Genomic DNA, 12,378 nt, shown 5'->3' on the forward strand with positions numbered 1-12,378 from the left:
TCGCATAGCTTATGTCAGGGTGCGCGTAAATCCCAAATCGGCTGGTCAGGACGGGGAAGCGAGTTCTTCGAGCTGCGCCTGCGCCCGCCAGCCGCGCTCCCCGAACTGCGTGGCCCATTCGGCCGTGCAGTTGGCCCGCACCACCACCTCCAGCGCTTCCCGGAACCGGGTGCGCAGATCCGGGCCACCGCGGTGGGCGTCGACGATATAGCGCTGGCCGATCAACGCGCCGGCGAGTGTGCGCGTGAAACGGTCGAGATCGGTGTCCGGTCGCAACTGCCCCTGATCGACAGCGCCGACGGCCAAGTTGCGGATGGCCGAACTGAGCATCCGGCAGCCGCCACCGTTCTGCTGACCGAAACCCGGATCGATGACCAGACGGAATTCGGCCTGCACGATGATGTCGTGTTCCAGGCGCAGGGCCACCTCGTCGAAGATCCCGTGCAAAATATCGAGCGGGCCCAGTTCCACGCGAACGAGCCAGCGATCGACGGTGCGGTTGTATCGCTCTACGGCCGATTCGAGTACGGCCCGCGCCAGATCCTCTTTCGAGTCGAAATGGAAGTACATGGCGCCCTTGGTGGCTCGCGATCCTTCCAAAATACGGTTGAGCGAAGCCGCGGCATAGCCGCTCTTCCCGAACTCAACGGCGGCGGACCGGATAATTGCCGCCCTTGTCCGACGGGCCCGCTCTTGCTGCCGTGCCATGCTCGAAACGCCTCCGAAGCCTTGTGCATCCGCCGGAATTTCCACCTGCGGAATGACCGCGACCGATCAGCTGCTTTCGACGAGCGGGCCGACGTCGCGAACGTATCCTGTTGTATCCGACCTTCGGTCGGTTTTATGACGTGTATAGAACTTTTGGTACGGAACCCAGCCCGAAGGAGAAACACACCGGCTGGTATAATTTGAACGCCCGGGTGCGCCGCAGGGGGTGCGCATCCGGGCAACTCCGCCGCGCTCTGCTTCGTCCCCGATCCGCCTCCCGCAGCGTCGATCCAAGTGACACCCCGAATTCGCCGAATCGCCACCGTACTCGGAATCGGGTACCGACACGCGGTAAACCGATAGAGCCGTCTACGATTTCGCGAAAGGGATTTCGCGAACACGACATGGCTCGCCGGATCCCGAATGACCGATCGAATCGAAACGGGGAACACCGGATGTTCGCCCGGCGGGACGGGTTTCGGACCGGAGTTCAGCCGGCCGCTCCCATCCCTCGGTGCATACCACCTCGCCCAGGGGCGATCACGGACCGCCGACACCCCGGGAAATCCGCCCCGAGACCCGACATTCGCGAGAATTCCGCCTTTACCGATCCAAAGGCATTGGTATCCAACATATTTGGATCGTATCGTGCCACCCGTTGTATCAACAATGCCAGAGGTACCGTTTTTCAATACCCGGTGGTACGGTTTTGGATCGCCGAACGGCCCGGAACCGGCCACACAACCGTGCTACCTCGCCCGACGCCACACCCGCGGACGCCCGCCGCCGAAGCCGGCACACCGGAAGCAACCGCAACGAGTGACACAAAGCACCAGCTTAACCACCCGATTACGTGCTGGAGCCGTCTTCCCATTACACTATCGCCCGCGCCCCTATAGCTCAGTTGGTAGAGCTACGGACTTTTAATCCGCAGGTCCCAGGTTCGAGCCCTGGTGGGGGCACCACACGGGTTCCCGGTCCACGACCGGGAACCCGCTCTCGTCCCGGGCACCGGCCCGTTGTGACTTCGCCCAGGTTCCCGACCCGGGACACTGTGACCGAAATCGGCCACGGACCTGCCACAATTCGGGATGTGCTGTTTCCCACGCCCGCTAACGCAAATGGGAAGGCCATCGATATGCCCATAACCGAGCTTCGGGTCATACACTCGCTGTGACAGCCGATGGCAGAAGCCGTACACCACCGTGCACTCTCTGTCCGCTGGATGCGTTTCGCATCACACCTACGGTGCCGTAAGGTATGGCCGCATCGGCAACGGTCTACATCAGGTGACCCGCACCAACGCAACATATGAAGGGCTTGATCACATGGCAAGGGATCTGACTCAACTCGAGCTGCTCACAGAGTTGGAGCCGGTTGCCGAGCAGAACGTCAACCGGCACCTCTCCTTGGCTAAAGAGTGGCATCCGCACGACTACGTCCCGTGGGACGAGGGGCGTAACTTCGCCGCGCTCGGCGGCGTGGACTATGACCCCGAACAGTCCAAGCTCAGCGAGGTCGCCAAAGCGGCCATGATCACCAACCTCCTCACCGAGGACAACCTGCCTTCCTATCACCGGGAAATCGCCGAGAACTTCTCTCAGGACGGCGCCTGGGGAACCTGGGTCGGACGCTGGACCGCCGAGGAGAACCGCCACGGCATTGTCATGCGTGACTATCTGGTGGTCACCCGTGGCGTGGACCCGGTGGCACTGGAACAGGCCCGGATGATCCATATGACCAACGGTTTCGCCTCCCCCGCCGAGGCCGACGCCGGATTCCTGCACTCGGTCGCCTATGTGACGTTCCAGGAACTCGCCACCCGCGTCTCGCACCGCAACACCGGCAAGGTCTGCGACGACGCCATCGCCGACCGGATGCTGCAGCGAATCGCGGCCGACGAGAACCTGCACATGATCTTCTACCGCAATATGTGCGGCGCGGCTCTGGACCTCTGCCCCGACCAGGCGCTCGACGCGATCACCCTGATCCTGGAGAACTTCCAGATGCCCGGTGCGGGAATGCCCAATTTCCGCCGCAACGGCGTCCTGATGGCCAAGCACGGAATCTACGATCTGCGTCAGCACCTGGAAGAAGTCGTTCAGCCGGTTCTCAAGAAATGGAATATCTTCGGTCGTACCGATTTCACTGCCCGCGGTGAGGAAACCCGGGAGCGACTGGGCAACTTCCTGGACAAGTTGTCCAAGGACGTAGTCAAATTCGAGGAACAGCGCGACCGGATGCTCGCCCGCGAGGCCGCCAAGCGCGAGAAGGCCCTCGCCTCCGCGACCAGCTGACGACAGCAACACTCATGCCACGAATGAGACCGCCGGGATGGTCCCGGCGGTCTCATTCGCGTCCACCCCCGCACCGCATTGCGCGGACCCCCACCTGACGCATCAGCACACAGCAAACCGAACGCGCCAGCGGCGGAGCCGAGTCCAGCGAGGCCCCGCGCCGCCGCAGGCGGCGCAAAATAAACACAGCTCAGTTCATGGGTAGAGCGCCGTCCACTCCGCCCACGTCGGTGATCTGCCAGCCGGCGTTCTCGTCCAGGGTGACGGTGTAGGTCACCGTCGTCTGGGTGCCGTCCGGGTTCTGCGCGTTGGTCGAGGTCACGTTGACGAAAACGTTCACCTTGAACACACCGTCCTGCTCCGACATGACCTTCGCGGTGATGGGGGTCGCCGTGGAGGTCCATTGCAGCGGAACCAGGATCTGCTCGAGTTTCGGCGCGGTTTCGTCGAATTTGCCGGCCAGCTGGGGAGTGGTGTTCTGTTTCAGTGCGGTGATCCAGGCGTCGAGGGCCTGGAAGTTAACCGTGGCCGCGCCCACCGCGTATTCCGTGGCGAGTTGTTCGGCGTGCCGGTCATCGGCCGCGCGTTGGTCGCGGTCGGCCAGGTCACCACGGGCTGTGAAGTACAGGACAGCGAAGGCGATCGCCACCACGGCGAGTACGGCGATGAGCGCGCCGCGGACCAGGCTGGATACCTGGATCGATACCGTGCCCGGCGATCGGCTGTCGGCGTCCGCCTTGGCGGGGGCGTCCGTTTTCCCGGAACCATCCGGGGGCGTGGTTGCGTCGGCCGGCTTTCTGCCGGGGTCTTCGGTCTGGTCGGCCATGGTGTTGTGGTCCTCTTTTCTCAGCTCCCGGTCGGTCTGTTTTCCGGGGCGCACCGGCGGAAACGGCCGGTTGTCGGTTGTCCTGCCACCGGGGGCGTTGTCCGGTACTGCCCGCCGGATTCGCTCGCGTCGGGCGTCGCTGTGTTCTGTCGCGCGGATCGCGCACTGCGGGGCTCGGTTGCGTCGCCGCCGGCGGTGCGATCCGCTGCCGGCGGGTGACGTCGGCGCAACGTATTCACCGTGGTCGCGAGCCCGGGTGGGGCCGTGAACACGGGGCGATTCACTTTCCAGCAGGCTAGCGGTGGCCATGGCGCCGTCCACCGGCGCCCACCTCGGTACGCATCGGCGGACCTGTCCGACCGACCTGTTCGGCACAGACGTCACCCCGGTGAGACACCCGATAGTGACGCCGGACCCCGCAGCAGGGAAAATGGATCCTCGTGCAGGCAGAGTTGGAACAGGAGACAGGTTTGCGGATCGGCCCCTACCCGGTCGACCCGCCGGTGGTACTCGCTCCGATGGCGGGGATCACGAACCTGGCATTCCGGAAACTCTGCCGCGAGTTCGGCAGCCCTACGGCGATCTACGTCTGCGAGATGATCACCGCGCGCGCCGTGGTGGAGCGCAATGAGAAAACCCTGCACATGATGTCGTTCGACGAGGGCGAATCGCCACGGTCCATGCAGTTGTACGGGGTGGATCCGGCCACGCTCGGCGAGGCCGTGCGCATCATCGTCGGCGAGGGCTGGGCCGACCATATCGATATGAACCTCGGCTGCCCTGTCCCGAAGGTGACGCGACTGGGCGGCGGCGCCGCCCTGCCGTACAAACGGAATCTGTTCGCCGCGATCGTCCGCGAGATGGTCCGGGCGGCCGAACCGGCCGGTGTCCCGGTGACCATGAAATTCCGGATCGGCATCGATGACGACCACCGCACCTATCTCGATACCGGGCGTATCGCCGAGGCCGAAGGCGCCGCGGCGGTCGCACTGCATGCGCGTACCGCCGCCCAGCGCTATTCCGGTACCGCGGACTGGTCGGCCATCGCGCGGCTCAAGGAAGCGGTGACCACCATCCCCGTGCTGGGCAACGGAGATATTTTCAGTGCCGGTGACGCCGTCGCGATGATGGCGCAGACCGGCTGCGACGGAGTTGTGGTCGGCCGCGGCTGCCTGGGCCGGCCCTGGCTGTTCGGGGAACTCAGCGCCGCCCTGCGCGGCGAACCCGCCCCCGTCCCGCCGAACCTGGGCGAAGTGGGCAGGATACTGACGCGTCACGCCGGGCTGCTCGCCGAACATCACGGCGAAGACAAGGGCATGCGCGATCTGCGCAAACATATGGCCTGGTATTTCATGGGCTTTCCGCTGGGGGCCGACCTGCGCCGCAGTTTCGCCACGGTTTCCTCGCTCACCGAACTCGACGGTCTGGTCGCGCAGCTCGACCCCGCTGTCCCATTCCCCAAGGACGCCGAAGGCCCCCGGGGCCGGCAGGGCTCCCCGGGCAAGGTCGCGCTGCCGCACGGCTGGCTCGACGATCCGGACGACAGAACCGTCCCGGCCGCGGCAGATGTGATGCACAGCGGCGGCTGACCGGTTCGAGCCATTCGACACGCCGAACCGCGGAAGCCGAATCCACCGGTCGGCGCGTGAAAACATAGCCCCAGGCAACTTTCCAGCATTACCTTCGCCGCCGTCCGCTCGAGATGCGTTCGAGATGTCCGAGTGGCCCTCAGTGGCGAAATCGTTATCATTGCGGAATCCCGCCACAGCCTTTGGAGCACAGCTGTGGTGGCAGCGAGTTGCGAAAGAGCGAGGTTCATTGGTGGGTGACGATCGGAACGGGCGTTCACCACGGCCCGGAGGTCGCGCACCGTGGGAGCGCTATCCCACGGCAGAGCCCCCCGAAATGGACGACGCACGAGGGGCGCGGCGGCAACGGCAACCCGAGCCGCCGGCAGACCAGGCACCGCTGACGGTGCAGGACCTGGTCGATCGGGTGGACAGCGAACGCACGGCCCGGCGCCGCCCGGGTGAAACGGGTCGGCACGCTTCACCCGAACCGGCACAACCGCCGCCGGACCGTCCGGCTCGGCCCGCAGGCCCGCCGCCGCGCCAGGGCGCCGATCCGCGACCGAGGCCGGAATCTTCCGGCCCCGCCGCCCCGCCGACCGGCCGGACCGCACGGCCGCCGGTCGCGCCCGGCGGCCGGCCTCCCGGCCCGCCATCCGGAAACGTGCCCGGACCGCATGCCACCGGCGGAACCCCGGCGCAGCCCGGCCCACCGCAGCGCCCTGCACCACCGGGCAGCCCGGCGCAGCGCCGCCCCGATCGTGCACAGCCCCCGGCGACGCGGTCTCAGCCACCGGGTCCACCCACTCAGCGGGCCACCGGCGACCACCCGGCACCCACCCGCCCGCCCGGCCCGCGCTCCGGCGGGGACCAGGCCGGGCCGCTTCGTCCGCCGGGGCGGCCCACGGATCCCGCGCCCCGGGGCGACAGCGACCCCCCGCCCGGCCGGGTCCCGGCCCGGCCGCCCACGGAAGGCCGTGCGGCCGTACCCCCGCCGCCCGTCGAGCCGGCCCGCGACGCTCCCCGCAAGCCGCCGCCGAACAACCGGCGTTCCGCACCGGCCGCGGAGCCCGAGCCGACGACAGCGCTTTCCCAGCCGCCCGATGCGGAGCACGGTGCCCCGCAACCGGATACCGGCCGGGCCGCGAAACGCTCCCGGCAATCACGCAGCACACTCGGCCGTCGCAACAAGGGCGCAGCGGCCGCGGTCGACGAGAACGCCACCGATGTGCTGCCGCCCCTCGACGACGACGACGCAACACGTATCGGCGGTCGAACCGATACCGGTGGCTGGCCTACCTCGGGGCCGGCCGAACCCGCAGCCATCGGCAAACCGAAACCGCGGGCGGCGCCCCGGACGCGGCGCGAGAAACGGCTACGCCTGGCGGCACGCGCCGGTGTCGCGTTTCTCTCCGTGCTGGCGCTGCTGATCACCGGGGGCGGCTGGAGCTATCTGCGCGCCACCGGCAACAGCTTCACGCAGGTTTCGGCGCTCGCCGAAAACGAAGACGATGTCATCGACTCGCAGGCTCAGCTCGGTGACGAGAACTATCTGATCGTCGGCACCGATACCCGCGCCGGGGACAACGCCGAGGTCGGGGCCGGCACCGTGGCGGACGCCGAGGGCGCTCGGGCCGACACCACGATGCTGGTGCATATCCCGAAGAACCGGCAGCGGGTCGTGATCGTGTCCTTTCCCCGCGATCTGGACGTCACCCGTCCCGAATGCGTCATGTGGGACAACGAAAAGCCGGGCTACACCGACGAGATCATCCCCGCCGCCACAAGCGACAAACTCAATGCCGTCTACGCGCGTGGCGGACCGGAATGCCTGGTCAAGACGATCCAGCGGCTGACGGGTAGCACCATCAACCACTTCATCGGTATCGATTTCGCCGGCTTCGAACAGATGGTCGACAAGGTCGACGGCGTCGAGGTGTGCGTCTCCAAACCGCTCGAGGACGAACTCCTCGGCACGATCTTGCCCACGGCAGGCCGCCACAGAATCAACGGCGCCACCGCGTTGGCCTATGTTCGAGCCCGCCACGTGTACGGGGAAGAGCGCAGCGACTACGACCGGATCAACCGGCAGCAGAAATTCCTCGCCTCGCTGCTGCGCGGTGCGCTGTCGAGCAAAATGCTGCTGGATCCCGGCCGGTTGAACGGGTTCATCCAGGCGTTCTCCAAGGCAACCTTCGTCGACCGGGTCGAGCCCAACGACCTGCTGATGCTGGGCAAATCGCTACAGGACCTGGAATCCGGAGCGGTGACCTTCCTGACCGTTCCCACCGCGGGCACGACCTCCTACGGCAACGAGATTCCCCGCACCTCCGATATCCAGGCGATCTTCCAGGCGATCCGCGACGACCAGCCCCTCCCCGGAGAGAAGACGGCGCCCGCTCCGCCCCCCACCTCGGAGGCACCGGTCCCGCCGTCGCTCACTGCAGTCGATCCGAGCACCCTCTCGTTGCTGGTCTCCAACGGCTCGGGTCTCTCGGGCCTGGCCAGTTCCACGGCCAGCGAGCTGGCCGGTGTGGGATTCAGCATCTACAATGTCGGCAACTACACGGAGGGCAACGCGGCCGAGACCAAGGTCCGCTATTCGACCGGGCACGAAGCCGAGGCGGCCACGGTTGCTAGCGCGATCCCGGGCGCGACGATGGAGGTCGACGATTCGCTGAACAGCATTGTCGAACTGGTCCTCGGTGAGGACTACCAGCAGATCGTGAACGAGCCCACCCCGGTCGGCAGCCTCATCACCGATGTGCCGCCCGCCAGCACCGAGCCGGTGGAACTGCCCAGCGATCTGGAGCATGTCAACGCGGCAGACGATCCCTGCGCCGCTCCGTGACCACCGGAACAACCTGCTCACCGGGTTGTTCACCCGGTGTTGGTGACGTGGACAGTGCAGCGAACTAGTCTTCTGTTTCATGCGTGTCATCTACAACGAGCAAATGGCCGATCTCGCCCACCTGCTGGGCGAGATGGCCGGTCTTGCCGGTTCGGCCATGGATCGCGCCACGCAGGCTCTGCTCCAGGCCGACCTGCCCCTGGCCGAGCAGGTCATCGGCGAAGGTGATCGGATCGCGGAGATGATCGCCGACGCCGAAGAGAAGTCGTTCGCGCTGCTCGCCCTGCAGGCTCCGGTCGCCGGCGATCTCCGGCAGGTGGTCAGTGCGATCCAGATCGTCAATGACGTCAACCGGATGGGTACGCTCGCCCTGCATGTGGCCAAAGTGGCCCGCCGCCGGCATCCCAACCACGCCCTGCCCGAGGCAGTGAACGGCTATTTCGCCGAGATGGGCCGCATCGCGGTCAGCATGGGCCAGGGTGCCAAGGAAGTGCTGGAATCCCGCGACCCCGAACGCGCGGCGCAGCTGAACCAGGACGACGAGGCGATGGACGATCTGCATCGCCACCTGTTCACCCTGCTCATGGACCGGGAATGGAAGTACGGGGTGGCGCCCGCCGTCGATGTCACCCTGCTCGGCCGCTACTACGAGCGGTTCGCCGACCACGCGGTGGAAATCGGCCGCCGGGTGATCTTCCTGGTAACAGGCGAACTGCCCCCCGATACCGACAGCGAAAGCTGATCCGGCCGGAATCGGACGAGATATGAGTGTGGCCCGGGAATGAACTCGGACCACACTCACATCTGCAGGTTGAGCACCGACCTCCTCCTCGTTCCGTTCACGGGCGGGACCCGCCCGGGTTCTGGAGCGAACAAGGAGAGGGAGCGCAGCGACCGACCGGCGGGCCTCACACCGCCGGACCGCAGCACCTGGGTGCTAGCGGTGCATCCCGACGTTGTTCATCGGCCGGTCATCGCTAATCGACCACGATCCATCCGTACCGGCCCTGGCCATACGAGTAGCACAGCCACTTCGTCGTGCCCTCGTGGCGAGTGCTGCCGACCGTATGCTCATTGCACGGATCTGTCGGTGCTGCCGCAGCCTGCGGGGCCAGCAACGTCGTAGCCAAGATCGTCGCCACACCGAGCAATCCACTGGTGAACAGTCGTACTGCCATCACGAATCCTCCTTCGCTCGAACAAATTGCGCGGAGGTCGTCGTGTAATTTTCCCCCCCGGCCTACACAGCGTATCGAAACATGCTGGCGGTTACAATGATTCGTCCCGACCCACACGAGGCGGGCAGCGCAGAGGCGGCTGCGGGCTCGGTGGCGAAACGGTCGGATCGCGGCTGTGTGGCAAAGACAGGGAAGCCCGCGGGATCCGTTCCCGCGGGCCCTTCCTCGATGCCGGTGGCTCAGCCGAAACGGCCGGAGATGTAATCCTCGGTGGCCTTTTCACCGGGATTGGAGAAGATCTTCTCGGTATCGTCGATCTCCACCAGCCGGCCCGGTTTGCCCTGGGCCTCGAGGTTGAAGAAACCGGTCTTATCGCTCACCCGCGCCGCCTGCTGCATGTTGTGGGTGACGATGACGATCGTGTATTCCTTCTTCAGCTCGGTGATCAGGTCCTCGATCGCGAGGGTGGAGATCGGGTCCAGCGCCGAACAGGGCTCGTCCATCAGCAGCACATCCGGAGACACCGCGATCGCCCGGGCGATGCACAGCCGCTGCTGCTGACCGCCGGAGAGTCCGCCGCCCGGTTTGTCCAGGCGATCCTTGACCTCGTTCCACAGATTCGCGCCCCGCAGCGAGCGTTCCGCGACCTCGTCCAGTTCGGTCTTGTTGCGCACACCCTGGAGTTTGAGACCGGCCACCACATTGTCGCGAATGGACATGGTCGGGAACGGGTTCGGGCGCTGGAACACCATGCCGATGGTGCGGCGCACGCCGACCGGGTCCACCTGAGAGCCGTAGATGTCCTCGCCGTCGAGCATGACGGCACCCGATACGCTGGCGTTCGGGGTCACCTCGTGCATCCGGTTCAGCGACCGCAGCACGGTGGATTTACCACAGCCGGAGGGGCCGATGAAGGCGGTCACGCTGCGCGGCAAGACGTTCAGCGAGACATCCGCGACGGCGTGGAATTTGCCGTAGAAGATGTTCAGGTCTTTGATATCGATGCGCTTGGCCATCTGTTTTTCCGTTTCCGCCTTATCGGTTCCGCATCAGGAACTTGTTGACACCCGCGGCCGCCAGGTAGAGCAGTGCGATCAGCAGGATGAGCGTGAGCGCCGCACCCCATACGCGCTGGCGTCCCGCGTCTTCCGCGTTCGCCAGTTCCTGGTAGATCAGCAGCGGCAGCGATGCCATATTGCCGTCGAAGATATTCATATTGATCGACTTGCTGTAGCCGACCAGTACCAGCACCGGCGCCGTCTCGCCCATGACGCGGGCCAGCGCGAGCAGGATGCCGGATATCATGCCCGGCAGGGCGGTCGGGATGACGATCTTGACGATCGTCTTCCATTTCGGGATACCGAGCGCGTAGGAGGCTTCACGCAGCTCGTCGGGGACGAGTTTGAGCATTTCCTCGGTGTTGCGCACCACCACCGGAAGCATCAGCAGCACCAGCGCCAAGGCGACCGCCAAGGAACTCTGCGGGAAGCCCAGAGTCGCGATCCACAGCGCGAAGACGAACAAAGCCGCGACGATCGACGGGATACCGGCCAGGATGTCGACCATGAAGGTGGTCACCTTGGCGAAGCGGCCGGTGCCGTATTCGATCAGGTAGATCGCGGCCATGATGCCCAGCGGCACCGCGATCGCGGCGGCCACCGCAGATTGGACGATGGTGCCGTAAATCGCGTGGTAGACGCCACCGCCGGTCTGGTCGGGCAGGATGCCCTTCTGCGAGTTCTGCCACCAGTCCAGCGAGACGATCGCCTCGAACCCGTTGGCGACCACCATGCCCAGCACCCAGCCGAGTGGGATGAGCGCGATGAGGAAGCACAGGGTGAACAGCCCGGTGGCGATATTGTTCTTGACCTTCCGCGCGGTGCTCACATCGCGAAAAGTCGGCGCCTTGATCGGCTGATCGAATTTGGTCATGGTGGCCATCAGCCGTTCACCTTTCCGCCGGCCACGAACCGGGCCAGCGCGTTGACCACGAACGTCAGCACGAAGAGCACGAAACCCGCCGCGATATAGGCGCCGGTCGGCAGCGGCGCGCTGAACTCGGCAGCGGCCGATGCGATCTTGGATGCGAAGGTGAAGCCACCGTCGAACAGCGACCAGCCGCCCGCATCCGCGGATGTCTTGAGAATGATGAGCACCGCGATGGTCTCACCGAGCGCCCGGCCCAGACCGAGCATGGAACCGGCGATGACGCCGCTGCGCCCGTAGGGCAGCACGGTCATCCGCACGACTTCCCATTTGGTCGCGCCGAGCGCCTGTGCCGCCTCGATATGCGCGGTCGGGGTGAGCGCGAAGACTTCCCGGGCGACCGAGGTGATGATCGGCAGGATCATCACCGCCAGCACCACACCGGCGGTGAAGATCGTGCCGCCGCCGGCGATGGAGACATTGCCGTCGGCGAAGAGGAAGAACCAGCCCAGGTTGTCGTTGAGGAAATGCTGGACCGGTTTCAGGTAGGGCGCCAGCACCAGCAGACCCCATAGGCCGTACACGATCGAGGGCACCGCGGCCAGCAGATCGGTCAGCATCGAGAAGGGGCGGGCCAGTTGTTTCGGTGCATAGCGGGTGAGGAACAGCGCGATACCGACACCGATCGGCACCGCGATGAGGAGCGCGAACGCGGAGCTCAACACCGTCACCATGAGCAGGTCACGGATACCGAAGCGGAGGTTGTCCGCGTCGCCGGTGTTGAACTCCGTGCTGGTGAAGAAGTTCACCTGGTCAGCCCCGAGCGAAGGCACCGCGCGGATGAGCAGGAACAACGCGATCAACGCGATCGAACCCACGATGATCGCGGCGGCGGCTACGGCCAGCGATTTGAAAACCAGTTCGGCCCGCCGGCCGTGCCCGCCGCCCTTCGGGCGTAACGGCGGTTTGTTCGGTTCGCTCGACATGGATGCGGTGTCTCCGGCCTTACGCGGGCTCGCCCCGG

General features: G+C 65.8%; 10 protein-coding genes and 1 tRNA gene. 5 read left to right on the forward strand and 6 right to left on the reverse strand.

From position 1 onward, the window contains the following. Positions 1-45 precede the first annotated feature (45 nt). Positions 46-708 carry a TetR/AcrR family transcriptional regulator gene (locus IU448_RS11265; protein WP_195055518.1) on the reverse strand — a complete coding sequence of 221 codons (663 nt, stop codon included), beginning with the start codon at positions 706-708 and terminating at the stop codon, positions 46-48. A gap of 889 nt (positions 709-1,597) precedes the next feature. Here IU448_RS11265 and IU448_RS11270 point away from each other — a divergent pair. Together IU448_RS11270 and IU448_RS11275 are read left to right on the forward strand one after the other, a co-directional pair. After that, positions 1,598-1,673, forward strand: a tRNA-Lys gene (locus IU448_RS11270). 363 nt (positions 1,674-2,036) lie between these two features. Next, a complete protein-coding gene (locus IU448_RS11275) occupies positions 2,037-3,005 on the forward strand; it encodes an acyl-ACP desaturase (protein WP_195055519.1) in 969 nt (322 codons plus the stop codon). A gap of 190 nt (positions 3,006-3,195) precedes the next feature. On the opposite strand, the gene IU448_RS11280 is transcribed toward IU448_RS11275, so the two are convergent. Then, positions 3,196-3,831 (reverse strand): hypothetical protein, encoded by a 636-nt coding sequence (locus IU448_RS11280; protein ID WP_228812618.1) that lies wholly within the window; start codon positions 3,829-3,831, stop codon positions 3,196-3,198. 440 nt (positions 3,832-4,271) lie between these two features. On the opposite strand from IU448_RS11280, the gene dusB reads away from it, so the two are divergent. From dusB to phoU, 3 genes are all read left to right on the forward strand, one after another. Continuing rightward, positions 4,272-5,420 (forward strand): tRNA dihydrouridine synthase DusB, encoded by a 1,149-nt coding sequence (gene dusB, locus IU448_RS11285; RefSeq protein ID WP_195055520.1) that lies wholly within the window; start codon positions 4,272-4,274, stop codon positions 5,418-5,420. A 643-nt stretch (positions 5,421-6,063) separates the two neighbouring features. Beyond that, positions 6,064-8,250, forward strand: a complete 2,187-nt coding sequence (locus tag IU448_RS29565) for an LCP family protein (RefSeq protein ID WP_324188569.1) — start codon at positions 6,064-6,066, stop codon at positions 8,248-8,250. Positions 8,251-8,329: 79 nt separating this feature from the next. Next, positions 8,330-8,992 carry a phosphate signaling complex protein PhoU gene (phoU, locus tag IU448_RS11295; RefSeq protein WP_195055522.1) on the forward strand — a complete coding sequence of 221 codons (663 nt, stop codon included), beginning with the start codon at positions 8,330-8,332 and terminating at the stop codon, positions 8,990-8,992. A gap of 235 nt (positions 8,993-9,227) precedes the next feature. Here phoU and IU448_RS11300 read toward each other — a convergent pair whose 3' ends face one another. From IU448_RS11300 to pstC, 4 genes are all read right to left on the reverse strand, one after another. Continuing rightward, positions 9,228-9,428, reverse strand: coding sequence for a hypothetical protein (locus IU448_RS11300; RefSeq protein WP_195055523.1), 201 nt, complete (start codon positions 9,426-9,428; stop codon positions 9,228-9,230). Between the two features lie 239 nt (positions 9,429-9,667). Next, positions 9,668-10,444 carry a phosphate ABC transporter ATP-binding protein PstB gene (pstB, locus tag IU448_RS11305; RefSeq protein WP_195055524.1) on the reverse strand — a complete coding sequence of 259 codons (777 nt, stop codon included), beginning with the start codon at positions 10,442-10,444 and terminating at the stop codon, positions 9,668-9,670. A 19-nt stretch (positions 10,445-10,463) separates the two neighbouring features. Next, the gene (pstA, locus tag IU448_RS11310) at positions 10,464-11,369 is read right to left on the reverse strand and encodes a phosphate ABC transporter permease PstA (RefSeq protein ID WP_195055525.1); all 906 of its coding nucleotides are present in this window, start codon (positions 11,367-11,369) and stop codon (positions 10,464-10,466) included. After that, a complete protein-coding gene (pstC, locus tag IU448_RS11315) occupies positions 11,369-12,340 on the reverse strand; it encodes a phosphate ABC transporter permease subunit PstC (RefSeq protein ID WP_228812922.1) in 972 nt (323 codons plus the stop codon). The genes pstA and pstC overlap by 1 nt, the downstream gene beginning before the upstream one ends. Positions 12,341-12,378 lie beyond the last annotated feature (38 nt).

It is taken from the genome of Nocardia flavorosea (genome assembly GCF_015477805.1).
Taxonomy (GTDB): Bacteria; Actinomycetota; Actinomycetes; order Mycobacteriales; family Mycobacteriaceae; genus Nocardia; species Nocardia flavorosea_A.